Consider the following 25,200-nt stretch of genomic DNA (forward strand, 5'->3'; position numbering starts at 1 on the left):
CACGGCTTGACCGGTTGGCGGATTGCGACCCGCCTTGGCTGTACGCCAGCAAAGGGGACGGGAAGGACCTGCTTCAAACAAGGGGGCGACTGTAGCACCGCCCCTCCGAACCCGGGATGACAATCAGGGCAGATTGCACACTTGGCGTGGGCCTCCCCACCGGGAAGGGGATTGCGCCGTGGCCGGCGCTGGCGTTGGCGCTTGCCTACTCAGTGCCCAGCAACTGCAGGCTGCGCACCACGCGGGACAGCTCCACGCTGGTGGCGGCCAGCAGCGCCGGCAGCCTGGCGGCGTCGGCCTCGCCGGCGCACACCGACTCCAGCTCGCGCGCGCAGCGGTGCAACTGCATCGCGCCCAAGGTGCCGGACACGCTGGCCAGGTCGTGCGCCAGGCGCCGGGCGCCCTGCACGTCGCCGGCCTGCCAGGCGTCGGCGATGCGGGCCGGCACGTCGTGCTGCGCATCGCGGAACTTGATCAGCAGGCGGCGGTAGAGCTTGTCGTTGCCCATGGTGCTGGCGCGGCCGATGGCAGCGTCGATGCCGGGCAGGCTGTCCAGCCGCTGCAGCGCGGCCGGCGTGGCGGCGGCACGCGCGGCGCGGCAGCGCGCCAGGGCCATGGCCAGCGCCTGCATGTCGCCGGCGTCGGGCAGCGCCTCGTCGATGCCGGCGGCCTGCAGCCGCGCGCGGTCGATCTGACCCGCCTCCGGTCCCACGGCCAGCAGCGGCAGGTGGCGCAGCCGGGGCTCTGCACGCAGCGCGCGGGCGGCTTCCAGCGCGCGGCCGCCCGGTGGCTGCATGTGCAGCAGCACCGCGTCGCACTGCGGCATGGCCAGCAGGTCCAGCGTGTCGCCACCGCCGCTGGCCTGGCGGGCGCTGGCGCCGGCCAGGCGCAGCTGCGCCACCAGCGCGGCGGTCGCGGGCCGCGGCACGCCGGCCGTGGCGACGTCGGCATCGGCCACCACCAGCAGGTGCAGGCCGTCCAGCGGGCCGGGGGCGGCGGGCTCGGGTCCAACCAGCGGCGGCCGCACCACCAGGGCGTCCAGGCAGGCGCGGGCCAGCACCGCGCCATCGACCACCGGCTTGCGCAGCACGCCGGCGATGCCCAGCGCCCGGCCCAGCGGCTGGTCGGGCGCCAGCACCGCCACGGCGTCCTCGTCGCCGGGGCCGGCCATCAGCAGGATGGGCGCGCGGCAGGGCGTGTTCTCGCGCAGCTGGCGGGCGCAGTCCAGCGCGTCCATGCCGGGCATGCGGGCGTCCAGCAGCACCAGGCCATGGTCACGCGAGGCCTCGTGCGCCAGCATCACCGCCCGCAGGGCATCCCAGCCGTCGTGCGCCGGCTCGATGGACAGGCCGAAGGCGCTTGCCGCTTGCAGCAGCACCCGCAGGGCCGGCGCGTTGTCGTCCACTGCCAGGATCTGGTGCTGTTGCAAGGGCCGCAGCGCGGCATCCAGGGGCTGCAGCGGCGGCGGCGAGGTGGCCGTGGCGGCGCGGCGGAAGCGCTCGTCGAAGAAGTGGGTGGCCTGCGCGGCCGAGCGAAGCGCGGGATCGTGGAAGCCGAAGCGCAGCACGATGTCGTCCGGTGCCAGCGGCCCCGCGGGCTGCTGCTCGATGCGCAGGATCAGGCTGCCGTTGGGCGTGGCCGGCGCCAGCGCTTGTTCGCCGAGCAATTTCACACGCTGTGTAAGCCTGGACAGGTCGCCGGACAGGGTTTGCGTGACCGCGGCCAGCGAAGGCGAAACGTCCACGACCAATTCGGCGCCCTTCAGCCGGGCCTGCCGACCAAAGGTATCGGCCAGACCCGCCACCATATCGCGCAGCGCAAACGTCGATTCCACCATCACCGCTCTCCGCCTCGAACCACCGAGCGAATCATCTTCGCTCAGAAATGTGCCCCTGAATCACAATGGTAAGGCGTGCACACGGGTTTACAAAAACCACGGGACGGCGACTGGCATCGATGGAAATTCCAGTTCAGTTCATTTGCATCATTTTTATCAAAATGACCGATGTGCGACCGGCAGGGCATCCTGCGGTCGCAGATGGAGAGGCCGGCGGCCAGTGTGGCTGCGCACTGGCCTGCGCACCGCCCGCCGCATCCCGCGGCAGGCGCCGGTGCATGCCGATTTATTCGGCCGTATTTTTCTGATCGCCCTGATCAGCCGCCAACCGCGGCAGATGTTTGACGAGCGCATTGCGCAGCAGGGGCTCCAATTGCGCGACCAGCTGGAGTTTGTGCGCCACCGGCACGCCCGCCAACGCAAATGCATAAGGCGCGCGTTGCTGTTCGTCCAGCGAAGTCATCACGATCAGTTCGCTGTTGGCGAATTGCGGATGCGAACGCAGGCTGGCAATCAAGGTGGCGCCGTCAATACCCGGCAACAGAATATCCACGATGAGCACCTGCGGTTGCAGCTGGCCATACATGGCCAGGCCGGCAATGCCGTCGTCGGCCACATGCAGTTCCACTTCCGGATATTGCTCGCGCACCAGCAGCGACACCAGGTTCTGGAAGTGCGAGGAATCCTCCACCAGCAGAACGCGCGGTGCCTTTTCTTCCTGCTTGCCCGCACCGGCGCCGCTGCCGCCGGAAGTGACATGCATGCGGTTGACGGCGATCCAGCGCTCGACCGACACCTTGGAGATGCGCCGATGCCCGCCTGGTGTCTTCCAGGCTTCCAGCTCACCACGATCGACCATCAACTGCACCGACCGCACGGCCAGACCGAGCAGGCGTGCGGTTTCGATGGTGGTGTAGAACGCCGACGTGGTGACTTCTTCGGCGGGGGGCGTTGTTTTTGCGTTCATATGGACGGGATTATTTCATCCTCAGTGCGGCAAGCCACTATTTTTACGCAGTGAACTGAACCCGGTTTATGCAGCAAATCAGCCTCAGGTGCTTCCGGCGCCGTTGCCGGCGATTGCACCCGCCCGTCATATTTGCGATCTATGCGGGATTGGCCGACTACACGATCGGCGTTTTCCGCATCCTGTGCCGATGGCGCCTCGTAGCGCGCGGTGACGTTGCACCGACAACAATCGTTTGCATGAGCTTCCAATGCGTTTTGGGCGGGGTAAATGCGAAGCACTCCGTTTGTCAGCAGGGCGGGAGGGGCGGGACGGCCAGAATTGCCGGATCGCCTCGCGCGATATCGGCATTTGACCGGCAGCACGGCACACCCCCGCATCCGCGGCATGACGCGTAGGCACGACGCATGCCACGGCTGGGGTGACTGAAATGCCGCGGCCCGCCCCGGGCCGCGGCCACATCGCCAGGAGCCAGACCATGTTCGAGCCCACCATCACCAAGGACAACCTGCCGCTGTCGTTCGGCAGCTTCAAGCCCACGGGCCATGTCGTCATCGTTTTCCCCGAGGAATCGGCCGCCGACACTGTTGCGCAATTGCTGCAGTCGCAGGGCGTGGCGGACGGCGACATCGTCCGCCTGAGTCCCGAGGAGGTGGTGGCCCAGTTCAAGCCGCTGCTGCCGGATGCCAGCGGCGCCTCGGGCTTCGGCTCGGAGATCCAGTCCATGCGCCAGATGTACCTGCTGGCACTCGAGGGCCACGGGCTGATGATCGTGCGGGTGCGCGACGACGAGATGCAGAACCGCGTGGCCGAGGCGGCACGCAGCGGCAAGGCCACGCTGGCCAAGAAGTACGGGATGCTGACGATCGAGGAATTGATCTAGGCCCGCCCGGCCGGGCGCACCGGCCGGGCATCATCGGCGCATGACCGCCCTGACCTGGCTGCACGACGACAGCACGCCGCTGCCCGATACCCGCCGCGCCCTGGGCGTGGACACCGACGCGCCCGGCCTGCTGGCCGCCGGCGGCACCCTCAGCCTGCCCCGCCTGGAGGAGGCCTACCGCAAGGGTGTGTTCCCCTGGTTTTCCGACGGCCAGCCGGTGCTGTGGTGGAGCACCGATCCGCGCATGGTGCTGCCGGTGGAAGACTTCAAGCTCTCGCGCTCGTTGCGCAAGACCGTTCAGCGCTTCATGCGCACGCCAGGCTGCGAACTGCGAGTGGACAGCGCCTTCCCGCGCGTGATCGCCGCCTGCGCCGGCACGCCGCGCGAAGGCCAGGCCGGCACCTGGATCGTGCCGGAGATCGTGGCCGCCTACACCGCCTGGCACCGCGCCGGGCGGGTGCACAGCTTCGAGACCTGGATCGACGGCCAGCTGGTGGGCGGGCTGTACGGCGTGTCCATCGGCCGCATGTTCTATGGCGAATCCATGTTCTCGCACCGCACCGATGCCTCCAAGATCGCGCTGGCCGGCCTGGTGGCTTTCTGCCGCGCGCACGGCATCGGGCTGATCGACTGCCAGCAGAATACCGGCCACCTGGCCTCGCTGGGCGCGCACGAGATCCCCCGTGCGCAGTTCGAGGCGCACCTGGCGCAGGTGCTGCCGGCGCAAGGGCCGTCGGCTTGGGCCTATGATCCGGCGTACTGGGCCCAGCTCGGACTGCGCGGAGAGCCAAGCGCGTGACCTATCCGAAAGACCTTCCCCTGGCGTCGCTGCAGTTCTATGCGACAGCGCCCTACCCCTGCAGCTACCTCACCGGCCGAATGGCCCGGTCGCAGGTGGCCACGCCCAGCCATCTGATCCATGCCGATGCGTATTCGGGCCTGGTGGCCAACGGCTTCCGTCGCAGCGGCATGTTCACCTACCGGCCTTATTGCGACGGCTGCCGCGCCTGCGTGCCGCTGCGCATCCTGGTCAACGACTTCCAGCCCACGCGCAGCCAGCGCCGCGCGTGGAAGGCGCACAGCGGGCTGAAGGCGCGCGTGCTGCGGCTGTGCTTCGTGCCGGAGCACTACCAGCTCTACCTGCGCTACCAGTCGGGCCGCCATGCCGGCGGCGGCATGGACCATGACAGCGTGGACCAGTACACCCAGTTCCTGCTGCAAAGTCGTGTCAACTCGCGGCTGGTCGAATTCCGCGAGCCGGCCGCCGAAGGCCTGGGCACGCTGAAGATGGTGTCCATCCTCGACGTGCTGAACGACGGCCTGTCGGCGGTCTACACCTTCTACGAGCCCGAGCCGCACAAGAGCTACGGCACCTACAACGTGCTGTGGCAGATCGAGCAGACCAAGCTCCTGAAGCTGCCGCACGTGTACCTGGGCTACTGGATCGCCGAGAGCCAGAAGATGGCCTACAAGGCCCAGTTCGAGCCGCACCAGCTGCTGCTCGACGGGCAGTGGCAGGCGCCGCCGCCGGCGGCCTGAAGCGGCCTGCCGCCAGCGGGGCGGTAGAGTGGCCGCATGGCTGATCCCACCGAACTCGGCGTCGACGACTTCCAGCGCTATGCGCTGGTGATCGATGCCCGCTCCCCGCGCGAGTACGCGGAAGACCACATTCCCGGCGCCGTGAACCTGCCGGTGGTCAACGACGACGAATACGCCGAGGTGGGCACCACCCACCGCACCGACACCCACAAGGCCTACCTGATCGGCGTGCGCTACTCGCTGCAGAACATCGCGCAGCACATCGGCCCGCTGATCTCGAAGTACACGCCGGCCGACCGCATGCTGGTGTACTGCTTCCGCGGCGGCAAGCGCTCGCGGCTGTGGGCCGACAACCTGCGCACCATCGGCTTCGAGGTGGACGTGCTGCCCGGCGGCTGGAAGCGCTACCGCGGCTGGGTGCGCCAGGCGCTGGCCACCGAACCCGGCCGTTTCCGCTACCGCGTGCTGTGCGGCCCCACCGGCTGCGGCAAGACGCGGCTGCTGCATGCGCTGGAAGCCGCCGGCGAACAGGTGCTGGAGCTGGAAGGCATGGCCTCGCATCGCGGCTCGCTGATCGGCGCCCTGCCCGGTGCGCCGCAGCCCAGCCAGAAGTGGTTCGACAGCCGGCTGCTGGAGCGCTTGCGCAGCTTCGATCCGGACAGGCCGGTGTGGATCGAGGCCGAGAGCAAGAAGATCGGCCGCATCCAGCTGCCCGACGCGCTGCACGAGGCCATGTACAGCAGCCCCACGCTGACGCTGGAAGTGGGCATGCCCGAGCGCGTGCGGCTGTGGCACGAGGACTATGCACACTTCGTGGCCAACCCGGTGGCCATGGTGGAGCAGCTGGCGCCCATCCGCCCGCTGGTGGGCGGCGAAGCCTACGAGCGCTGGCAGAAGCTGGCGGCGGCCGGTCTGACGGCCGAACTGTTCGAGCGGGTGATGCGCGAGCACTACGACCCGGCCTACACCCGCTCCACCCGCCGGCTGTTCGAGAACGAGCGCGGCGGCGAGCGGCTGGTGCTGCCTTCGTTGTCGGACGAGGCGATGCGCGCCGCGGCGCAGGAGCTGGTCAGGCGTGGGCAGGCGCCAGCCGGCGACGCGCCCAGCCGCTGAAGCCGTCCACCACGAACACCAGCACGAACATCGCCGCCAGCACCGTGGCCGACTGCGCCTGCTGGAACAGCGACAGGTGGAAGTACAGCAGCTGCCCCAGGCCGCCGGCGCCGACGAAACCCAGCACCGTGGCCATGCGGATGTTCATTTCCCAGCGGTACAGCACATAGGCCGCGGCCTGCGGTGCCAGCAGCGGCAGGCTGCCGTAGGCGAAGGCGGCGACCGCGCCGCTGCCGGCCTCGCGCAGCGTGCGCTCGGCTGCGGGCGGCAGGTTCTCCAGCGCCTCGGCGAACAGCCGGCCCAGCACGCCGGTGGTGTGCAGCGCCAGCGCCAGCGCGCCGGCGAACGGCCCGAGCCCGGCGGCCAGCACCATCAGTGCCGCCCACACCAGCTCGGGCACGCTGCGCAGCATGTTCAGCAGCAGCCGGGCCGCTGGCCGGGCCGCCCGCCCTGCTCGGCCCGCGGCCGGCAGGGCCAGCAGCGCACCGGCCGCGGCCGCCAGCAGCGTGCCCAGGGCGGAGACCGCCAGGGTCTGCAGCGCACCCCAGCCCACCTTGGCCAGCATGGCCGCCGAGACGTCGGGCGGGAAGAACTCGGCCACGAAACGGCCCATCAGCCGCAGCGATTCGGGCGTGGCCAGCGCGCGGTAGTCGATGGCCAGGTAGGCGAAGCTGGCCGCCACGCTGGCCAGCACGGCCAGCAGCACCAGCAGGCCAGGCCACTGGTCGCGCCTCATGCCAGCCACCTGCGCAGCAGCGCCGACAGCCCGTCGGCCACGAACACCAGCAGCAGGAAGGTGAGCAGGATGCTGCTCGCCTCGCCGCCGTTGAGCATCTTCATCGACTGGTCCATCAGCTGGCCCAGGCCGCCCGCGCCCACGAAGCCCATCACCACCGAGGCGCGCACCGCGCACTCCCAGCGGTAGACGGTGTAGCTGGCCAGCTCCTGCGCGGCGCCGGGCAGCAGGCCGTAGCACAGCGCGGCCAGCCGGCCGCTGCCGGCTTCCAGCAGCGCCCGCGCCGGGCGGGTGTCGGTGGATTCGAGGATCTCGCCATACACCTTGCCCAGCATGCCGCCGTAGGTGATGGCCAGCGCCAGCACGCCCGCAGCCGGCCCGAGGCCCAGCGCCCGTACGAAGAGCAGCGCCCACACCACCTCGGGCACCGCGCGCAGCACCATCAGCAGCGTGCGGGCCGCGGTGCGCAGGAGGCTGCCGCGCCAGCGCAGCGCACCCGGGCCCAGCCGCGAGACCGACAGCGCCCGGCTCATCGCCAGGCCCAGCGGCGCGGCGATGACGAACGCGATGGCCATGCCGGCGGTGGCCATGGCCAGCGTCTCGAGCGTGGCGCGGCCCAGCAGCCGCAGGAATTCAGGGTCGGTGGAAGGCGGCAGGAAACCGGCCAGGAAGCCGCCCATCACCGACAGGTTGCCCGGCTGGAACAGCGCCGACGGGCGGAACTCGCTGAGCTGCAGCACCGGCCACAGCAGCACCAGGCCCAGCACCGCGGCGGTGAGGCGGCCGCGGGCCTGCGGATCGCGCGGCGGGGGCGCGCTCGAGGCGGCGGGCAGCGAAGCCTCGGTGGCCACGGCGGGCGACGGCCGAGCGGCCGGCGGCACGGGCAAGGGGGTCATCGCCACCGCCTTACCGGCACATCGCGCCGGCGGCCAGCGGCAGGTCGGCCGGCAGCAGGCCACCGAAGGCCGGCGCGGCGGTGTCGCCGGCATACAGCGCCTGCAGCAGGGCGGGCGTCACCTCGGGGGCTGGCAGGTCGAACATCACCTCGCCCGCACGCAGGCCCACCACCCGCGGGAACCAGCGCAGCGCCAGTTCCACCGCATGCAGCGAGGCCAGCAGCGTGGCGCCGGTGGCCTCGCTCTGGCCCACCAGCCTCTGCACCGCGGCGTCGGCCAGCGTCGGGTCCAGCGCCGACACCGGCTCGTCGGCCAGCATCAGCTCGGGCCGCTGGTACAGCACGCGGGCGATGCCCACCCGCTGCAGCTGCCCGCCGGAGAGCCGGTCGCAGCGGTCGAACAGCCGGTCGGCCAGCTCCAGCCAGGACAGCACCTCCTGCGCACCGGCGATGTCGGCCGGATGCAGCAGCGACCACAGCGCACGGCCCAGGCTCCACTGGCCCAGCCGGCCGGCCAGCACCGCCGTGACCACGCGCAGCCGCGGCGGGATCGGCGGCGCCTGGTGCACGGTGCCGATGCGCGCCCGCAGCCGGCGCAGCCCGCGCGGCGGCAGCTGCCAGGGCTGCAGGCCCAGCACCGTCAGGTGACCCTGGCTGGGGCGCAGCGCGCAGCCGGCCAGGCGCAGCAGGCTGGTCTTGCCTGCGCCCGAAGGGCCGATGACGGCGATGCGCTCGCCCGCGCGCGCGGCCAGCGTCACCGCCTTCAACGCGCGGTGGCCGTTGGCATGCACCAGGCCCACGCCTTCCAGCTGGAAGGACATGGCCGCGCCCTACTTGATGAGGCCGGCCGACTTGGCCGCGGACTCGATGCCGTCGTAGTTGGACGACTGCGTGGGGATGAACTTGCTGGCCCGCTGCAGCGCCATGATCTCCTTGTGCTGCGGGTTGGCCGGGTCCAGCTGCAGGAAGGCGTCGGTCAGCTTGCGCGTCAGCGCGGCGTCCAGGCCGGGGCGCACCGTCCAGTTGTAGTCGAAGTAAGGCGGCGTCACCGCCAGCACCCGCACCTTGGCGGCGTTGGGATTGCCGGCTTCGTTCAGCTTGTCCAGCACCGACGCGTTGAGCACGCCCGCCTCGGCGCGGCCTGCGGCCACGAAGGCCACGGTGGCGTCGTGCGCGCCGGAGAAGGCCACGGTCTTGAAGTCGGTCTCGGGGTTGATGCCGGCCTGCAGCAGGAAAAAGCGCGGCATCAGGCTGCCCGAGGTGGACGAAGGCGCACCGAAGGCGAAGGTCTTGCCCTTCAGGTCGGCCAGGGTCTTGGCCGGGCTGTCCTTGGGCACGATGAAGCGGCTGGTGAACACCGCGTCCTCCGCCCGCTGCACGATGGGCACCGCGCCGCCCTGGGTGCGCATGCGCGCCTGCACGTAGGTGAAGCCACCCAGCCAGGCCAGGTCGATCTTCTGCGTGGCCAGGCCTTCCACCACCGCGGCGTAGTCGGTCACGGGCACGAACTGCACCTCCATGCCGGTCTGCTGCCTGAGGTAGTCGCCCAGCGGCTTGAACTTGCGCTGCAGCTCGGTGGGGGCTTCGTCGGGGATGGCCGAGACACGCAGGGTGCCGGTCTGGGCCCAGGTGGCGGCGCTGGCGCCGAGCAGCAGCGCGGCCAGCGCGCGGCGGGTGAGTCGAATTTTCATCGGGAGGCTTTCTGGTGCATGCAAGGCGTACCGCGGACCTCGACGAGGCACCACGCGCCGGGCGCAAGGGTAATGCCTCGCGCGCCCGGGGCCACCCGGGCGGCGGCCACAATCACCGGCCCAGCCCCGAGGAGTGATGCCGATGACCAGCCCGACCCCCGCCGCGACGCCCGATGCCGCCCTGCGCCTGACCAGCTTCTCCCACGGCGGCGGCTGCGGCTGCAAGATCGCGCCCAGTGTGCTCAGCGAGATCCTGCGCCAGCGCGCCGGCGGCCTGCTGCCGCCGCAGCTGCTGGTGGGCATCGAGACGGCCGACGACGCCGCCGTCTACCAGCTCAACGACGAGCAGGCGCTCATCGCCACCACCGACTTCTTCATGCCCATCGTCGACGATCCGTTCGACTTCGGCCGCATCGCCGCCACCAACGCCATCAGCGACGTGTACGCCATGGGCGGGCGGCCCATCATGGCGCTGGCACTGGTGGCCATGCCCGTGAACCAGCTGCCGGTGGAAGTCATCGGGCAGGTGCTGCGCGGCGGCGAATCGGTGTGCCAGGCGGCGGGCATCCCCATCGCCGGCGGCCACACCATCGACTCGGTGGAGCCGATCTACGGCCTGGTGGTGATGGGCCTGGTGCATCCGTCCAAGGTGCGGCGCAATGCCGCCGCACGGGCCGGGGACGTGCTGGTGCTGGGCAAGCCGCTGGGGGTGGGCGTGCTGTCGGCCGCGCTCAAGAAGGGCAAGCTGGATGCGGCCGGTTATGCGCGGCTGATCGACACCACCACCCGGCTGAACACGCCCGGCATCGCGCTGGCCGAGCTGCCGGGCGTGCATGCGCTCACCGACGTCACCGGCTTCGGCCTGGCCGGCCATGCGCTGGAGATGGCGCGCGGCGCCGGCCTCACCGCGGTGATCGATTGGGCGCGGGTGCCGCTGCTGCCCGGCATCGAGGCGATGGCGGCCGACGGCTTCGTCACCGGTGCCTCCGGCCGCAACTGGGCGGGCTATGGCGCCGAAGTGCGGCTGGCCGCCGGCCTGCCGCCCACCGCCCAGGCGCTGCTGACCGATCCGCAGACCTCCGGCGGCCTGCTGGTGAGCTGCGCGCCGCAGGCGCTGGACGCGGTGATGGCCGTGTTCGCGCAGGCCGGCTTTGCCGATGCGGCGCCGGTCGGCCGCTTCGAGGCGGGTGGCCCGGGCCTGCGTGTGGAGTGAACGGCCGCGCGCCGGCAACGCGACAGTTGTGTTTCCTGTCGTGACGTAGTGCGCACCCGCCTGCAGAAAACTGCCCGGCGAATCCACCCGATCTGCAGCATGGCCCCCCGTTGCAACGGCCTGCCCTGCCAGGCCGCCGGGGGACGACATGCTTTCAGAAGAGACCAGACCGGCCGCAGTGCCGGAGCCCATGCCCGCCCGCGGCACCATGCCGTCCCCGGGCTGCACCTGCGGCGGCTGCGCGGCCCAGATCGAGCAGCTGCGCAGCGACTTCGAGCAGCGGCTGCAGCTGCGCACGGCGGAATTCGAAGCCGCGCTCAAGCAGCTGGAGGCCTTCAGCTACACCGTCTCGCATGACCTGCGGGCACCGCTGCGCGCCATCGACGGCTTCTCCAAGATCGTGCTGGACGACTACGGCCCGCTGCTGCCCGACACCGGCCGCCAGTACCTTTCGCTGATCCGCGACAGCGCGCAGAAGATGGGCCGGCTGATCACCGACCTGTTGAGCTTCTCCCGCGCCGGCCGGGCGCGGCTGGTCAAGCGGGCGGTCAACACCCAGGCGCTGGTGGCCGAGGCACTGGCGATGCTGGCGCCGCTGCGCGCCGGCCGGCAGGTGGAGCTGCGCGTGGGGCAGCTGCCGCCCTGCCATGGCGACACCGAGCTGCTGCGCCAGGTGTGGGTGAACCTGCTGTCCAACGCCTTGAAGTACAGCCGGCCGCGCACGCTGGCGGTGATCGAGGTCAGCGGCCACGCCCGCGCCGATGGCACCGTGCACTACCTGGTGCGCGACAACGGCGTGGGCTTCGACATGCGGCATGCCGACAAGCTGTTCGGTGTGTTCGAGCGGCTGCATCCCTCCGCCGAGTTCGAAGGCACCGGCGTCGGCCTGGCCATCGTGCAGCAGATCGTGCAGCGCCATGGCGGCGACATCCAGGCCGGCGCCACGCCCGGCCAGGGCGCCACCTTCCAGTTCCACCTGCCTGCGCCGTGACAACCGACTTGCCTTGCCCGCCGTGAACCCGCCCTCCCCCATAGACGTGCTCATCGCCGAGGACGAAGCCATCGACCTCGAACTCACCCTGCGCGGCCTGCGCCAGGTGCCGCTGCGCGGCGGCATGCAGGTGGTGCACGACGGCCAGGAAGCGGTGGACTTCCTGCTCGCCCAGGGCCGCCATGCCGGCCGGCGCGACGCGCCGCCGCCACGGCTGGTGCTGCTGGACGTGAAGCTGCCCAAGCTGGACGGCCTGGAGGTGCTGGCCCGGCTGCGCGCCCATCCAGCCACCCGCCTGGTGCCGGTGGTGATGCTCAGCAGCTCGCAGGAGCGGGTGGACGTGCAGCGCAGCCACCGGCTGGGCGCCAACAGCTACGTGGTCAAGCCGGTGCAGTTCGAGGACTACCTGCAGGCATTGCGCCGCGTGGGCCGCTACTGGCTGGAGCTGAACCAGCCGGCCGAGGACGGCAGCCCCGGCATGCCCAGCTGACACGGCGCAAGCGCCGATTGACCCGGCGCGGCGGGCGGGCTAGGCTGGTGCCGATGCAGTACCCCCGCCCGCAGTCGTGGCTTTCGAAGATGGTGGGCATGGCGTTCTTCAGCGCCATCCTCGCGGCCCTGTCGGCCTGCGATCCCAAGCCCGCCACGCCACCCACTCCCACCGCGCAAGCGGCCCCGGCCAACGCGCCGACCTCCACCGCCAGCGGTGCGCAGCCGGGCGTCAAGCCGGTCGACGAGGCGCATGCCGCTTCCTCGGTCGGGCCGTCCGACGGCGCGGCCGCCATCGGCGGCGTGGCCGGCTCCGGAGGCCACACCGGCAGCGAGGCGCCCGCGCCCACCGCCGGTGACGGCGCGGCCAGCGCCGCCAGCCGCTGAACCCCACTTCTCCAGCCCCCAGGAATTCACCCAGGAGCTTTTTTGATGATGGACATGGACCGAAGGCAGTTCTTCCGGGTCAGCGGGGCGGGCCTGGTCGGCTCCAGCCTCGTGGCGCTGGGGTTCTCGCCCGATGCCGCACTGGCCGAAGCCCGCACCTTCAAGCTGGCCCGCGCCACCGAGACCCGCAACACCTGCCCGTACTGCTCGGTGGGCTGCGGGATCATCATGTACAGCCTCGGCGACAAGGCGAAGAACGTCACCGCCGACATCATGCACATCGAGGGCGACCCGGATCACCCGGTCAACCGCGGCACGCTGTGCCCCAAGGGCGCCGGCCTGCTGGACTTCGTGCACAGCCCCAACCGGCTGAAGTACCCCGAAGTGCGCGAGCCCGGCAGCAAGGAGTGGAAGCGCATCGGCTGGGGCGAGGCGCTCGACCGCATCGCCAAGCTGATGAAGGCCGACCGCGATGCCAACTTCATCGCCACCACGGCGGACGGCAAGCCGGTGAACCGGTGGGTGTCCACCGGCATGCTGTGTGCCTCCGCCTCGTCCAACGAAACCGGCTACATCACGCACAAGGCGTTCCGGTCGTTGGGCATGCTCGCCTTCGATAACCAGGCCCGCGTTTGACACGGACCGACGGTGGCCAGTCTGGCCCCGACGTTCGGCCGCGGTGCGATGACCAACCATTGGCAGGACATCCAGAACGCGGATCTCGTGCTGATCATGGGTGGCAACGCCGCCGAGGCGCATCCGTGCGGCTTCAAGTGGGTGATCGAGGCCAAGAAGCACAACAAGGCCCGGCTGGTGGTGGTGGACCCGCGCTTCACGCGTTCGGCCGCCATGGCCGACTACTACGCGCCCATTCGGCCCGGCAGCGACATCGCCTTCCTGGGCGGCGTCATCCGCTACCTGCTGAGCAACGACAAGATCCAGACCGAGTACGTCCGCAGCTACACCAACGCCAGCTTCATCGTCGGGCCTGACTACAAGTTCGAGAATGGCCTGTTCAGCGGCTACAACCCCGACAAGCGCAGCTACAACCCGGCCAGCTGGGGCTACGCCATGGACGACCAGGGCTTCGCCCGCGTCGACCCCACGATGCAGGACCCGCAGTGCGTGCTGCAGGTGATGAAGCGCCACTACGAGCGCTACACGCCCGAGATGGTGAGCCGCATCACCGGCACGCCGCAGGACCAGTTCCTGAAGGTGTGCGAGTACATCGCCAGCACCGCCGGCCCCGAGCGCACCATGACCATCATGTATGCGCTGGGCTGGACGCAGCACAGCCAGGGCTCGCAGATCATCCGCACCGCGGCCATCGTGCAGCTGCTGCTGGGCAACATCGGCGTGCCCGGCGGCGGCATGAATGCGCTGCGCGGCCACAGCAACATCCAGGGCCTGACCGACCTGGGGCTACTGTCGAACTCGCTGCCCGGCTACCTGTCGCTGGCCCGCGAGAGCGAGCAGACGCTGGAGGACTACTACAAGCCCCGTGCGCTGAAGCCGCTGCGCCCCAACCAGATGAGCTACTGGCAGAACTACCCCAAGTTCTTCGTCAGCCTGCAGAAGGCCTGGTGGGGCGACGCCGCGACCGCGGACAACGAGTGGGCCTTCCACTACCTGCCGAAGATCGACAAGCTGTACGACGTGCTGCAGACCTTCGAGCTGATGACCCAGGGCAAGCTCAATGGCTACATCTGCCAGGGCTTCAACCCGGTGGGCTCATTCCCGCACAAGGCCAAGGTGGTCGAGGGCCTGTCCAAGCTCAAGTTCCTGGTGACCATCGACCCGCTGGTGACCGAGACCAGCGAGTTCTGGCGCAACTTCGGCGAGTTCAACGACGTCAAGCCCGAGGACATCCAGACCACGGTGTTCCGCCTGCCGTCCACCTGCTTCGCGGAGGAGGACGGCTCGCTCACCAATTCCAGCCGCTGGCTGCAGTGGCACTGGAAGGGCGCCGAGCCGCCCGGCGAGGCCCGTGGCGACGTGGAGATCGTGGCCGGCATCTGGACGCGCATCCGTGCGCTGTACCAGAAGGAGGGCGGCGCCTTCCCCGACCCCATCCTCAAGCTGACCTGGGGCTACAAGATCCCGCACAGCCCGTCGTCGGAGGAGCTGGCGCGCGAGTACAACGGCCGTGCCCTGGCCGACGTGACCGATCCCAAGGACCCGACCAAGGTGCTGGCCAAGGCCGGCGAGCAGGTGTCCGGCTTCGGCCTGCTGCGCGACGACGGCAGCACCGCCTGCGGCTGCTGGATCTATGCCGGCAGCTGGACCCAGGCCGGCAACCAGATGGCCCGGCGCGACAACAGCGACCCCTATGGCGTGGGCCAGGCGCTGAACTGGGCCTGGGCCTGGCCGGCCAACCGGCGCATCCTCTACAACGCCGCCTCGGCCGACCCCACCGGCAAGCCCTGGCGTGCCGACCGCCGCTACCTCGCCTGGACCGGCACGGCCTGGGGCGGGGCCGACGTGCCCGACATCGCACCGGGCGCCAACCCGAACGAGCCCGAGGCGGTGCATCCGTTCATCATGACGGCCGAGGGCGTGGCACGCCTGTTCGCGCCCACGGGCATGGCCGAGGGGCCGCTGCCGGAGCACTACGAGCCCTTCGAGTCGCCGCTGGTGGGCAATCCGCTGCATCCGGACAACCCGGTGGCACGGGCCAATCCCGCGGCCCGGGTGTTCAAGCGCGACCTGGATGCGATGGGCCAGCCCAAGGACTATCCGTATGCGGCCACCAGCTACCGGCTGACCGAGCACTTCCACTACTGGACCAAGAACGTGCAGACCTCGGCCATCATCCAGCCGCAGCAGTTCGTGGAGATCGGCGAGGCCCTGGCCAAGGAGAAGGGCATCGCCCATGGCGACATGGTCAAGGTGAGCAGCCCGCGCGGCTTCATCAAGGCGGTGTGCGTGGTCACCAAGCGCATCCGGGCGCTGGAATGCGACGGCAAGCCGATGCACACGGTGGGCCTGCCCAACCACTGGGGCTTCGTGGGCGTGGCGCGGCCGGGCTACCTGGTGAACACGCTGACGCCGTTCGTGGGCGATGCCAACACCCAGACGCCCGAGTACAAGAGCTTCACCGTCAACATCGAGAAGGCATGAAGGAGCACTGACGCATGTCTTCGCTGCAATCCCTGGACATCGAACTGCGCTCGGCCACGCCCACGGCCGCGCCGCAGGTCCGCAAGCAACCCGAGGTCGCCAAGCTCATCGACGTGTCCACCTGCATCGGCTGCAAGGCCTGCCAGGTGGCCTGCATGCAGTGGAACGACCTGCGTGACGAGGTGGGCACCAACCACGGCACCTACGACAACCCCAACGACCTCACCCCCAAGAGCTGGACGGTGATGCGCTTCTCGGAAGTGGAGCCCGAGGAGAACAAGCTCGAGTGGCTGATCCGCAAGGACGGCTGCATGCACTGCGAGGACCCGGGCTGCCTGAAGGCCTGCCCGAGCCCGGGCGCCATCGTCAAGTACAGCAACGGCATCGTCGACTTCATCAGCGAGCACTGCATCGGCTGCGGCTACTGCGTCAGCGGCTGCCCGTTCGACGTGCCGCGGCTGAGCGAGGTGGACAACAAGGCCTACAAGTGCAGCCTGTGCTCCGACCGCGTGACGGTGGGCCTGGAGCCGGCCTGCGTGAAGGCCTGCCCCACCGGCGCCATCCGCTTCGGCACCAAGGAGGACATGCACGACTACGCCGAGGAACGGCTGGTCGACCTGAAGGAGCGTGGCTTCCAGAATGCCGGCCTGTACGACCCCGCCGGCGTGGGCGGCACGCACGTGATGTACGTGCTGCAGCATGCCGACCGGCCCGAGCTGTACCACGGCCTGCCGAAGGACCCGCACATCAGCCCGCTGGTGGGCCTGTGGAAGGGCCTGGCCAAGCCGCTGGCGCTGGTGGCCATGGCCGGCGCGGTGCTGGGCGGCTTCTTCCACTACATGAAGGTGGGCCCGGTGGAGGACAAGGACGCGGAGGACCGGCCATGACCACGACGAGCACCCCCGCGCGGACCACCGCCACGGCCACCCATCCCGGCGAGATCCGCCGCTACAAGGACGGCACGCGCATGAACCACTGGTTCGTGGCGCTGCTGTTCTTCGCGGCGGCGCTGTCGGGCCTGGCCCTCTTCCATCCGGTGCTGTTCTTCTTCAGCAACCTGTTCGGCGGCGGCCAGCTCACGCGCATCCTGCATCCGTTCCTCGGGCTGGCGATGGTGCTGGGCTTCGTGTTCCTGTTCTTCACCGTCTGGCGGGAGAACCTCATCGGCCGCGCCGACCGCGAGTGGCTGCGGCATTCCGGCCAGATGCTCAAGGGCAACAAGGGCTCGATGCCAGCCGTGGGCAAGTACAACGCCGGGCAGAAGCTGGTGTTCTGGGGCTTCGCGGTGAGCCTGCTGCTGCTGCTGGTCACCGGCTTCATGTTCTGGGCGCCCTACTTCTTCCACCTGTTCCCGGTGACGGTGCGCCGGCTGGCCATCCTGGTCCATGCGGTGTCGGCGGTGGTGCTGGTGCTGTCGGTCATCGTTCATGTGTATGCGGCCATCTGGGTCAAGGGCACCACGCGGGCGATGACGCGCGGCACCGTGACCGACAGCTGGGCCCGCCACAACCATCCGCTGTGGCACCGTGAAATGACCGAAGGCCATCCGCCACGTGACTGACCCCACCACGACGACCCGCACCAGCCGGCTGCTCGACCCCGAACAGATCGCCATCCAGGCAGGCCGGCAGATGCCGTTCCTGCGCCTGCCGCAGCGCGCCACGGTGTATGGCGAGCGCGCCCTGCGGCTGCGCCAGCTGGCTGCCGCGCATCCGATGCGCGACTACCTGCTGTTCATCGCCGAGCTGGTGCAGGCCCAGCACCAGGTGCTGCAGGACTACGCCAGCGTGCCGCTGCCCGATGCCGCGGCCTGCGATGCCGCCGCCCGCGGCCTGCTGCCGCCGCTGCCGGCCACGCTGTGGCCGCTGGATGCGGCCTGGCGCACCGAGCTGCGCCGGCTGCTGGGCCTGCTCGACCAGCGGCTGCCGGAAGGCCCGGCGCGCGAGGTGGTGCGGCGAGTGATGGCAGCGGACGACGCCTGGCTCGACCGCCAGGCCGACGCCCTGCGCAACGGCATCGCCCGCAGCCTGGACCTGGCGGCCGCGCCGCTGGTGGCTGCGGGGCTGCAGGCCTTCTTCACCCATGCGGTGATCGCCACCGCGCAGGCACACGGCGATGCGGTGTTCGGTCGCACCGATCCGGCCACCGGCTGCCCCTGCTGCGGCAGTGCGCCCACCGCCAGCGTCACCCGCATCGGCGCGGACGAATCGGGCCACCGCTACCTGGCCTGCTCGGTCTGCGCCACGCAGTGGCACTACGTGCGCATCAAGTGCGCGCATTGCGAGAACACCCGCGGCATCAGCTACCAGCAGCTGGAAGCGCCGGCCCCGGACGGCACTGCGCGCGGTGCCTACCTGGGCGCAGTGAAGGCCGAATGCTGCGAGAGCTGCGGCCACTACCTGAAGATGGTGGCGATGGAACGCGACCCCGAGGTGGAGCCGATGGCCGACGACCTGGCCAGCGTGGCGCTCGACCTGCTGGTCAGCGAAGCCGGCCACCAGCGTGCCGGCGTCAACCTGATGCTGCTGTTCGGGGACGCCGAATCCTCATGACGATGCGGCCCGACGAGTCCATGGTCCATGGCTCGAAGGCTTTGCTCCAGCAGCTTCCTTCGGTCGACCGCATCCTGCAGTGGCCTGCCGTGCAGGCGCTCGTGGCCACGCACGGCCACACGCTGGTGGCCGGCGAGGCGCGGGCCCTGGTCGCCCGGCGGCGCGAAGCCGCGCGTGCCGGCTTGCTGGCACCCGCGGCCCTGCAGCCCGCCACCCTGGCCGCCGACCTGGCCGGCCGCTGCCGCGACCGCCTGGCGCCGCGGCTCAGGCCGGTGCTCAACCTCACGGGCACGGTGATCCATACCAACCTGGGCCGCTCGGTGCTGGCCGACGAGGCCATCGCCCGCATCGTCAGCACCATGGCCGGGCCGAACAACCTGGAGTTCGACCTCGACACCGGCGGCCGCGGCGACCGCGACACGCTGGTGGAAGAGCTGCTGTGCGAGATCACCGGTGCCGAGGCGGCCACCGTGGTCAACAACAACGCCGGCGCGGTGCTGCTCACCATCGCGGCGCTGGCCCGCGGGCGCGAGGTCGTCGTCTCGCGCGGGGAACTGGTGGAGATCGGCGGCGCCTTCCGCATGCCCGACGTGATGGCCAGCGCCGGCGCGCAGATGGTGGAGGTGGGCACCACCAACCGCACCCACCCGGCCGACTACCAGCAGGCGCTGAACGAGCGCACCGCGCTGGTCATGAAGGTGCACACCAGCAATTACGCGGTGCAGGGCTTCACCTCGGCGGTGAGCGAAGCGGTGCTGGCGCCGCTGTGCCATGCGCGCGGCGTGCCGCTGGCCACCGACCTGGGCAGCGGATCGCTCATCGACCTGGCCGCCCACGGCCTGCCGCGCGAGCCGCTGCCGCAGGAGATGCTGCGCGCCGGCTGCGACGTGGTCACCTTCAGCGGCGACAAGCTGCTGGGCGGTCCGCAGGCCGGGCTCATCGTCGGCAGCCGGGCGGCGGTGGGCCGCATCCGCAAGTTCCCGATGAAGCGGGCGCTGCGCATGTCCAAGCTGCCGCTGGCGGCACTGGAGGCCACGCTGATGCTGTACCTGCAGCCCGAGCGGCTGGTGCGCGACCTGCCCACGCTGCGCCACCTCACGCGGCCGCAATCGCAGGTGGCGGCCATGGCGCAGGCGCTGCAGCCGGCGGTGGCGCAGGCGCTTTCGCCGCGCTTCGAGGTGGGCTGCGTCGCTCTCAGCAGCCAGATCGGCTCGGGCTCGCTGCCGGTGGATCGGCTGCCTTCGGCCGGCCTGGCGATCGGACCCGCGGGCATCCCCAAGGGCGTGGGCACCGCGCTGGACGAACTGGCCCGCGCGCTGCGCGGCCTGCCGCTGCCGGTGGTGGGCCGCATCGCGCACGACCAGCTGCTGCTGGACCTGCGCTGCCTGGACGAGGCCGCGCCGTTCATGGCGCAGCTGCCGGCGCTGCGCGAGGCGCTGGGCATGGAGCCGCTCGCGGGATGATCGTCGGAACATGATCATTGGCACTGCAGGCCACATCGACCACGGCAAGACCACGCTGGTGCGCGCCCTCACCGGCGTGGACACCGACCGCCTGCCCGAGGAAAAGCGCCGCGGCATCTCCATCGAACTGGGCTATGCCTACCTGCCGGCCGACGATGGGCAGGTGATCGGCTTCGTCGACGTGCCGGGCCACGAGCGCCTGCTGCACACCATGCTGGCCGGCGCCACCGGCATCGACCACCTGCTGCTGCTGGTGGCCGCCGACGACGGGGTGATGCCGCAGACCCGCGAGCACCTTGCGGTGGCTGCGCTGCTGGGCCTGTCGCATGGCACCGTCGCCCTCACCAAGGCGGACCGGGTGGACGCCGCGCGCCTGCAGCAGGTGCACACCGAGGTGCAGGCGCTGCTGGCGCCCACGCCGCTGGCCGGCGCGCCGGTGTTCGAGGTGTCGGCCACCACCGGCATTGGCGTCGACGAACTGCGCCGCCACCTGCTGCAGCAGGCCGCCATCCCGCGCGCGGCCGATGCGCGGCCGGCGTTCCGGCTGGCCATCGACCGCGCCTTCACGCTGGCCGGCACCGGCACCGTCGTCACCGGCAGCGTGCATGCGGGCGCCGTGTCGGTGGGCGACGAGCTGCGCCTGGTGCCCGGCGATCGCCTGCTGCGCGTGCGGGGCCTGCATGCGCAGAACCAGCCGGCGCAGCAGGCCGCGCCCGGCCAGCGCTGTGCGGTGGCACTGGCCGGCATCGAGCGCGAGGCGGTGGGCCGCGGCCAATGGCTGTGCGCACCCGAGGTGGCCCAGGCCACCGAACGCATGGACGTGCGCCTGCAGCTCTGGCCCGGCGAGGCCAGGCCGCTGCGCAGCGGCACCACGGTGCACCTGCACCTGGGTACCGCCGACGTGCTGGCCAGCGTCGCGCTGCTGGACGTCGAAGCCCTGCAGCCCGGTGGCACCGCCCTGGCGCAACTGGTGCTGCGCGCGCCGGTGGGCGCCTGGCATGGCGACCGCGGCGTGCTGCGCGACGCCACCGCCAGCCGCACCGTGGCCGGCATCACCGTGCTCGACGCGCAGGCGCCGGCGCGCTACCGCCGCACGCCGGAGCGGCTGCAGTGGCTGGCCGCCGCCGCGCTGCCCGATGCGGCGCCGCGGCTGCAGGCGCTGCTGCAGGCCGCGCCGCAGGGCCTGGACCTGTCGGCACTGGCGCGCGGCCTGGGCTGGCGCGTCAGGGACCTGCCGTTGCCGGCCGAAGCCGTGTGCATCGATGCGCAGGCTCGCGCGGTGACGTGCCCGGCGCCTGGCGGGCAGTCCGCGCGGGCGGAGGACACCGGCCACTTGGTCGCCATCGCCAGCGGCCACCTGCAGGCGTTGCAGCAGCGGCTGGTGGACGCGCTGGCGGCGCTGCATGCGCAGCAGCCGGACGAGATCGGCCCCGATCCGCGCCGCTTCAAGCGCCTGGCCGCGCCGCGCATGGACGACCTGGTGTTCCGCCATGCGCTCGATGCGCTGGTGGCCGAGGGCCGCGCCGTGCGCAGCGGCCACTGGCTGCACCTGCCCGCGCATGCGGCGCGGCTGTCCGAAGCCGAGGAGAAGCTGGTGGGCAGGCTGATGCCGGCGATGCTCGAAGGTGGCTTCGATCCGCCGTGGGCGCGCGAGCTCGCCAAGCTCACGTCCACGCCCGAGCCCATGGTGCGGCTGACGCTGGCCAACCTGTCGCGCCGCGGCCAGGCCTTCGCCGTCGTCAAGGACCTTTACTATCCGCTGCCCACGATCGAGCGCCTGGCCGGGCTGGCACGGCAGGCGGCGGCGGGGCCGCAGGGCCTGTGCGCCGCGAGCTTCCGCGACGCCACCGGCCTGGGCCGCAAGCGGGCCATCCAGTTGCTGGAGTTCTTCGACCGGGTGGGCTTCACCCGCCGCGTGAAGGACCTGCATGTGCTGCGGCCCGATGCCGCACTGTTCGACGGCGGCCGCTAGCGGCGGCCGCACACACCGGAAGGGAATCGTCCCCGGTGGGACGGCCGGGCTTCAAACCCGGTGGGTGGCGCCACGCGTCGCCGGGAGGGTTCGACTCCCTCTCCCTTCCGCCACCCTGGCGGCGGACCGGCGCCCTGTTACGGGTGCGGGCGGCTGGGGCACACTCGCGGCTTTTCCGCCCTGCCCAGCGCCATGACCCCTGCCGAACGCAAGCCGATCACGCTGCACCGCCTGCGCGAGATGCATGCCACCCGCGAGAAGATCGCGATGCTGACCTGCTACGACGCCACCTTCGCCCGCCTGCTCGATGCGGCCGGCGTGGACGTGCTGCTGGTGGGCGATTCGCTGGGCATGGTGCTGCAGGGCCAGGCCAGCACCGTGCCGGTGAGCCTGGACGACATGGCCTACCACACCGCCTGCGTGGCCCGCGGCAACCGCAGCGCCTGGGTGGTGGGCGACCTGCCCTACGGCAGCTACCACCAGTCCAACGAGCAGGCGCTGGCCAGCGCGGTGCGGCTGATGCAGGCCGGCGCGCACATGGTCAAGCTCGAAGGCGGCGGCTGGACGGCGCCGGTGATGCGCTTCCTGTCGGAGCGCGGCGTGCCGGTGTGCGCCCACCTGGGGCTCACGCCGCAGTCGGTGCATGCGCTGGGCGGCTGGCGCATCCAGGGCCGCGACGAAGCGGCGGCGCAGCTGATGCGCCAGCAGGCCCGCGAGCTGGCCGAGGCCGGCGCGCAGATGCTGGTGGTGGAACTGATTCCCGCCGCGCTGGGCCGCATGCTGGCCGATGAGCTGCCGATTCCCGTCATCGGCATCGGTGCCGGCGTGGGCTGCGGCGGCCAGGTGCTGGTGCTGCACGACATGCTGGGCCTGACGCAAGGCCGGCTGCCGAAGTTCGTCCGCAACTTCATGCAGGGCAGCGACGGCGTGGAAGCCGCGGTGCGCGCCTACGTGGCGGCGGTGAAGGAAGGCAGCTTCCCCGACGACAAGCTGCACGGCTACTGAGCAAACCGACGACAGGAGACACGCGATGAAAGTGCTTCACCGCATCGACGAACTGCGCGCCGCGCTGGCGGGCGGTCCCCGCCCGGCCTTCGTGCCCACCATGGGCAACCTGCATGAAGGCCACCTGGCCCTGGTGCGCCAGGCCCGGGCGCACGGCGTTCCGGTGGTGGCCAGCATCTTCGTCAACCGCCTGCAGTTCGCGCCGCACGAGGACTTCGACCGCTACCCGCGCACCCTGCCGCGCGACGCCGAGCTGCTGGAAGGCGCCGGCTGCGACATCGTCTTTGCGCCCGACGAGGCCGAGATGTACCCGGTGCTCCAGGGCTTCAAGGTGCAGCCGCCCGCGGCGCTGGCCGACATCCTGGAAGGCCACTTCCGCCCCGGCTTCTTCACCGGCGTGTGCACCGTGGTGATGAAGCTGTTCCAGATCGTGCAGCCCGGCATCGCGCTGTTCGGCAAGAAGGACTACCAGCAGTGCATCGTGGTGCGCAACATGGTGGAGCAGTTCAACATGCCTATACAAGTGATCGGCGGCGAGACGGTGCGGGCCGAAGGCGGCCTGGCCCTGTCCTCGCGCAACGGCTACCTCAGCGATGCCGAGCGCACCGAGGCCGTGGCGCTGAGCGCCGAGCTGCAGCGCGTGGCCCAGGCGGTGCGCGGCGGCCGCCGCGACTTCGCCGACATCGAGGCCGCGGCGCTGCAGGCGCTGCGCCAGCGCGGCTGGCAGCCCGACTACGTGGCAGTGCGCCGCCGCGCCGACCTGGCGCAGCCGCAGGCCGCCGGCGAGCCGCTGGTGGTGGTGGCCGCCGCGCGGCTGGGCAGCACGCGGCTGATCGACAACCTGGAGATCTGACGCCGGCGCTTGGCGCGCCCGCCGGGGCGCCGCAGAATCGTTGCCCCCTTTTCCACCGTGGAGCGCACGATGAACGCTGCAGTGCAGAAGAAGCCCGAGGGCTACCACACCGCCACGCCCTACCTGACCATCACCGGCGCGGCGGCCGCCATCGACTACTACCGCCAGGCCTTCGGCGCGGTGGAGGTGATGCGGCTGGCCGACCCCGGGGGCGCCATCATGCATGCCGAGATCCGCATCGGCGACTCGATCATCATGCTCAGCGAGGACGCGCCCCAGTGGGGCGTGCGCAGCCCGCAGGCCATCGGCGGCACCGCCTGCTCGGTGATGCTGTACGTGGATGACGTGGACGCGACGTATGCCGCGGCCATCGCCGCCGGCGGCAAGCCCGCCATGCCGGTGGAAAACCAGTTCTACGGCGACCGCAGCGGCTCCTTCCTCGACCCCTTCGGCCACCGCTGGATCGTCTCCACCCATGTGGAAGACGTGTCCAACGAGGAAGTAGCCCGCCGGGCGGCGGCCTTGTTCGCGCCGGGCGCGGGCTGAAGGAGCGTGCGCGGCGCAGGCGGGCAATGCCTCAAGTTCCCGCGGCGCGGCCCGATGACCGTTACAAACCCCGCCGCTCAGGAGCTTGTCACGTGTCTCTCGGAACCGCCACGCACCTCGCGCCCTTCGTGCAATGCGCCAGCACCCTGCCGGCCATGCCCGAGGTGGCCAACACGCTGATCCGCTCCTTCTCGCGCGACGACCTCTCGCTGGGCGAGGTGGCCGGGCTGATCGGGCGTGACCAGGTGCTGGCGGCCAAGGTGCTGCGGCTGGCCAATTCGCCGCGCTACTCGCCTTCGCACAGCATCGCCTCGCTGAAGGACGCGGCTGCCACGCTGGGCCTGCGCTCGCTGCGCGACCTGACGCTGGCCGCCTGCATGTGCAGCGCCTTTCCGTCGGTGATCGGCTTCGACCGCCTGGCCTTCTGGCGCTCCACGCTGGCGCTGGCGGCCTACACCCAGCCGCTGGCGCGGGCGATGGGCCTGGACGAGGACGAGGCCTACCTCGGCGGCCTGGTGCTGCGCACCGGCCAGATCCTGATGCTGATGACCGACCCCGAGCATTCGGTGCTGGCCCACTACCAGGCCAGCACGGTCGACTCCACCATCGGCGTGGAAAGCCGCCTCTTCGGCTGCAGCCACCCCGAGGTGACGGCCGCGCTGGCGCACCACTGGCATTTCCCCGCCTCGCTGGTGATGGCGCTCACCGCGGCGGTCGATCCGCTGGCCACCCGGCCCTTCAGCCGCATGGGCGCCGCGCTGCGGCTGGCCAGCGTCATCACCGACTGCCGCGAGCTGGGCGTGCCGGTGCAGGACGGCCTGCAGCTGATGCAGTCGGCACTGCTGGAACACCTGCAACTCGACCTGGGCTGGCTGGAAGCCCACCTGCCCGACCATCGCCTGGCCACCGCAGGTGTGGAGGCCCTGGTGCACTAGCACCCCGGGTCGG

Annotated in this window: 24 protein-coding genes and 1 tRNA gene; 19 read left to right on the forward strand and 6 right to left on the reverse strand. The window is 70.9% G+C overall.

Going from position 1 to position 25,200, the window contains the following annotated elements; translation table 11 throughout:
* Positions 1 to 205: 205 nt before the first annotated feature.
* A complete protein-coding gene (locus tag VO99_RS03930) occupies positions 206 to 1,837 on the reverse strand; it encodes a response regulator (protein WP_046111476.1) in 1,632 nt (543 codons plus the stop codon).
* A gap of 286 nt (positions 1,838 to 2,123) precedes the next feature.
* Positions 2,124 to 2,804: a response regulator gene (locus VO99_RS03935; RefSeq protein WP_046111477.1), complete on the reverse strand. Its 681-nt coding sequence runs from the start codon at positions 2,802 to 2,804 to the stop codon at positions 2,124 to 2,126.
* A 478-nt stretch (positions 2,805 to 3,282) separates the two neighbouring features.
* Between VO99_RS03935 and VO99_RS03940 the strand changes: the two genes are divergently transcribed.
* The 4 genes from VO99_RS03940 to mnmH are packed head-to-tail and all read left to right on the forward strand — an operon-like array spanning position 3,283 to position 6,339.
* Positions 3,283 to 3,687, forward strand: a complete 405-nt coding sequence (locus VO99_RS03940; RefSeq protein WP_046111478.1) for a hypothetical protein — start codon at positions 3,283 to 3,285, stop codon at positions 3,685 to 3,687.
* A gap of 40 nt (positions 3,688 to 3,727) precedes the next feature.
* Entirely contained in the window at positions 3,728 to 4,486 is a 759-nt protein-coding gene (gene aat, locus VO99_RS03945; RefSeq protein WP_046111479.1) for a leucyl/phenylalanyl-tRNA--protein transferase, read from the forward strand.
* Positions 4,483 to 5,226, forward strand: a complete 744-nt coding sequence (locus VO99_RS03950; protein WP_046111480.1) for an arginyltransferase — start codon at positions 4,483 to 4,485, stop codon at positions 5,224 to 5,226. The genes aat and VO99_RS03950 overlap by 4 nt, the downstream gene beginning before the upstream one ends.
* Positions 5,227 to 5,262: 36 nt before the next feature.
* Entirely contained in the window at positions 5,263 to 6,339 is a 1,077-nt protein-coding gene (gene mnmH / locus VO99_RS03955; protein ID WP_046111481.1) for a tRNA 2-selenouridine(34) synthase MnmH, read from the forward strand.
* Here the strand turns inward: mnmH and phnE are convergent.
* Genes phnE through VO99_RS03975 form a run of 4 tightly spaced genes read right to left on the reverse strand, consistent with a single transcriptional unit; the run spans position 6,296 to position 9,661 of the window.
* A complete protein-coding gene (gene phnE / locus VO99_RS03960; RefSeq protein WP_046111482.1) occupies positions 6,296 to 7,075 on the reverse strand; it encodes a phosphonate ABC transporter, permease protein PhnE in 780 nt (259 codons plus the stop codon). The two genes, mnmH and phnE, sit on opposite strands and share 44 nt — an antisense overlap.
* Positions 7,072 to 7,971: a PhnE/PtxC family ABC transporter permease gene (locus tag VO99_RS03965; RefSeq protein ID WP_083440341.1), complete on the reverse strand. Its 900-nt coding sequence runs from the start codon at positions 7,969 to 7,971 to the stop codon at positions 7,072 to 7,074. Before VO99_RS03965 ends, phnE begins: the two co-directional genes overlap by 4 nt.
* A 10-nt stretch (positions 7,972 to 7,981) precedes the next feature.
* Positions 7,982 to 8,791, reverse strand: a complete 810-nt coding sequence (locus VO99_RS03970; protein ID WP_046111483.1) for a phosphonate ABC transporter ATP-binding protein — start codon at positions 8,789 to 8,791, stop codon at positions 7,982 to 7,984.
* Between the two features lie 9 nt (positions 8,792 to 8,800).
* On the reverse strand, positions 8,801 to 9,661 hold the full coding sequence (locus VO99_RS03975) for a putative selenate ABC transporter substrate-binding protein (RefSeq protein WP_046111484.1): 861 nt from the start codon (positions 9,659 to 9,661) through the stop codon (positions 8,801 to 8,803).
* A 142-nt stretch (positions 9,662 to 9,803) separates the two neighbouring features.
* Between VO99_RS03975 and selD the strand changes: the two genes are divergently transcribed.
* From selD to VO99_RS04055, 15 genes are all read left to right on the forward strand, one after another.
* Positions 9,804 to 10,874 (forward strand): selenide, water dikinase SelD, encoded by a 1,071-nt coding sequence (gene selD / locus VO99_RS03980; RefSeq protein WP_046111485.1) that lies wholly within the window; start codon positions 9,804 to 9,806, stop codon positions 10,872 to 10,874.
* A 190-nt stretch (positions 10,875 to 11,064) separates the two neighbouring features.
* A complete protein-coding gene (locus VO99_RS03985) occupies positions 11,065 to 11,865 on the forward strand; it encodes a sensor histidine kinase (protein ID WP_052736072.1) in 801 nt (266 codons plus the stop codon).
* Positions 11,866 to 11,887: 22 nt separating this feature from the next.
* Positions 11,888 to 12,355 (forward strand): response regulator, encoded by a 468-nt coding sequence (locus VO99_RS03990; RefSeq protein ID WP_046111562.1) that lies wholly within the window; start codon positions 11,888 to 11,890, stop codon positions 12,353 to 12,355.
* A gap of 53 nt (positions 12,356 to 12,408) precedes the next feature.
* Complete coding sequence (locus VO99_RS03995; protein WP_046111486.1) at positions 12,409 to 12,741, forward strand: hypothetical protein; 333 nt, start codon at positions 12,409 to 12,411, stop codon at positions 12,739 to 12,741.
* 45 nt (positions 12,742 to 12,786) lie between these two features.
* Entirely contained in the window at positions 12,787 to 15,861 is a 3,075-nt protein-coding gene (fdnG, locus tag VO99_RS04005; RefSeq protein ID WP_198156861.1) for a formate dehydrogenase-N subunit alpha, read from the forward strand.
* Positions 15,862 to 15,875: 14 nt separating this feature from the next.
* Positions 15,876 to 16,748, forward strand: coding sequence for a formate dehydrogenase subunit beta (gene fdxH, locus VO99_RS04010; RefSeq protein ID WP_046111489.1), 873 nt, complete (start codon positions 15,876 to 15,878; stop codon positions 16,746 to 16,748).
* Entirely contained in the window at positions 16,745 to 17,422 is a 678-nt protein-coding gene (locus tag VO99_RS04015) for a formate dehydrogenase subunit gamma (RefSeq protein WP_046111490.1), read from the forward strand. The genes fdxH and VO99_RS04015 overlap by 4 nt, the downstream gene beginning before the upstream one ends.
* Positions 17,415 to 18,413: a formate dehydrogenase accessory protein FdhE gene (gene fdhE, locus VO99_RS04020; protein WP_052736073.1), complete on the forward strand. Its 999-nt coding sequence runs from the start codon at positions 17,415 to 17,417 to the stop codon at positions 18,411 to 18,413. Before VO99_RS04015 ends, fdhE begins: the two co-directional genes overlap by 8 nt.
* Positions 18,410 to 19,876 (forward strand): L-seryl-tRNA(Sec) selenium transferase, encoded by a 1,467-nt coding sequence (gene selA, locus VO99_RS04025; protein ID WP_046111491.1) that lies wholly within the window; start codon positions 18,410 to 18,412, stop codon positions 19,874 to 19,876. Before fdhE ends, selA begins: the two co-directional genes overlap by 4 nt.
* Positions 19,877 to 19,886: 10 nt before the next feature.
* Positions 19,887 to 21,848: a selenocysteine-specific translation elongation factor gene (gene selB, locus VO99_RS04030; protein ID WP_046111492.1), complete on the forward strand. Its 1,962-nt coding sequence runs from the start codon at positions 19,887 to 19,889 to the stop codon at positions 21,846 to 21,848.
* Positions 21,849 to 21,865: 17 nt separating this feature from the next.
* Positions 21,866 to 21,961: transfer RNA gene (locus VO99_RS04035), tRNA-Sec, on the forward strand.
* A 79-nt stretch (positions 21,962 to 22,040) separates the two neighbouring features.
* Positions 22,041 to 22,853 carry a 3-methyl-2-oxobutanoate hydroxymethyltransferase gene (gene panB / locus VO99_RS04040; RefSeq protein ID WP_046111493.1) on the forward strand — a complete coding sequence of 271 codons (813 nt, stop codon included), beginning with the start codon at positions 22,041 to 22,043 and terminating at the stop codon, positions 22,851 to 22,853.
* Between the two features lie 25 nt (positions 22,854 to 22,878).
* Positions 22,879 to 23,706, forward strand: a complete 828-nt coding sequence (gene panC / locus VO99_RS04045; protein WP_046111494.1) for a pantoate--beta-alanine ligase — start codon at positions 22,879 to 22,881, stop codon at positions 23,704 to 23,706.
* 69 nt (positions 23,707 to 23,775) lie between these two features.
* On the forward strand, positions 23,776 to 24,252 hold the full coding sequence (locus VO99_RS04050) for a VOC family protein (protein WP_046111495.1): 477 nt from the start codon (positions 23,776 to 23,778) through the stop codon (positions 24,250 to 24,252).
* A 92-nt stretch (positions 24,253 to 24,344) separates the two neighbouring features.
* Complete coding sequence (locus tag VO99_RS04055; protein WP_198156862.1) at positions 24,345 to 25,187, forward strand: HDOD domain-containing protein; 843 nt, start codon at positions 24,345 to 24,347, stop codon at positions 25,185 to 25,187.
* Positions 25,188 to 25,200: the final 13 nt, after the last annotated feature.

It is taken from the genome of Aquincola tertiaricarbonis (assembly GCF_000969605.1).
GTDB lineage: Bacteria > Pseudomonadota > Gammaproteobacteria > Burkholderiales > Burkholderiaceae_C > Aquincola > Aquincola tertiaricarbonis.

Bases quoted from the DNA above. Each gene is read 5' to 3' on its own strand.
- VO99_RS03995 (WP_046111486.1), top strand. From the start codon at position 12,409: ATGCAGTACCCCCGCCCGCAGTCGTGGCTTTCGAAGATGGTGGGCATG.
- fdxH (WP_046111489.1), top strand. From the start codon at position 15,876: ATGTCTTCGCTGCAATCCCTGGACATCGAACTGCGCTCGGCCACGCCC.
- VO99_RS03970 (WP_046111483.1), bottom strand. From the start codon at position 8,791: ATGTCCTTCCAGCTGGAAGGCGTGGGCCTGGTGCATGCCAACGGCCAC.
- VO99_RS03940 (WP_046111478.1), top strand. From the start codon at position 3,283: ATGTTCGAGCCCACCATCACCAAGGACAACCTGCCGCTGTCGTTCGGC.
- selB (WP_046111492.1), top strand. From the start codon at position 19,887: ATGATCATTGGCACTGCAGGCCACATCGACCACGGCAAGACCACGCTG.
- VO99_RS03930 (WP_046111476.1), bottom strand. From the start codon at position 1,837: ATGGTGGAATCGACGTTTGCGCTGCGCGATATGGTGGCGGGTCTGGCC.
- aat (WP_046111479.1), top strand. From the start codon at position 3,728: ATGACCGCCCTGACCTGGCTGCACGACGACAGCACGCCGCTGCCCGAT.
- selD (WP_046111485.1), top strand. From the start codon at position 9,804: ATGACCAGCCCGACCCCCGCCGCGACGCCCGATGCCGCCCTGCGCCTG.
- VO99_RS03975 (WP_046111484.1), bottom strand. From the start codon at position 9,661: ATGAAAATTCGACTCACCCGCCGCGCGCTGGCCGCGCTGCTGCTCGGC.
- VO99_RS04050 (WP_046111495.1), top strand. From the start codon at position 23,776: ATGAACGCTGCAGTGCAGAAGAAGCCCGAGGGCTACCACACCGCCACG.
- mnmH (WP_046111481.1), top strand. From the start codon at position 5,263: ATGGCTGATCCCACCGAACTCGGCGTCGACGACTTCCAGCGCTATGCG.
- panC (WP_046111494.1), top strand. From the start codon at position 22,879: ATGAAAGTGCTTCACCGCATCGACGAACTGCGCGCCGCGCTGGCGGGC.
- VO99_RS03965 (WP_083440341.1), bottom strand. From the start codon at position 7,971: ATGACCCCCTTGCCCGTGCCGCCGGCCGCTCGGCCGTCGCCCGCCGTG.
- VO99_RS04015 (WP_046111490.1), top strand. From the start codon at position 16,745: ATGACCACGACGAGCACCCCCGCGCGGACCACCGCCACGGCCACCCAT.
- VO99_RS03985 (WP_052736072.1), top strand. From the start codon at position 11,065: ATGCCCGCCCGCGGCACCATGCCGTCCCCGGGCTGCACCTGCGGCGGC.
- VO99_RS03935 (WP_046111477.1), bottom strand. From the start codon at position 2,804: ATGAACGCAAAAACAACGCCCCCCGCCGAAGAAGTCACCACGTCGGCG.
- selA (WP_046111491.1), top strand. From the start codon at position 18,410: ATGACGATGCGGCCCGACGAGTCCATGGTCCATGGCTCGAAGGCTTTG.
- phnE (WP_046111482.1), bottom strand. From the start codon at position 7,075: ATGAGGCGCGACCAGTGGCCTGGCCTGCTGGTGCTGCTGGCCGTGCTG.
- panB (WP_046111493.1), top strand. From the start codon at position 22,041: ATGACCCCTGCCGAACGCAAGCCGATCACGCTGCACCGCCTGCGCGAG.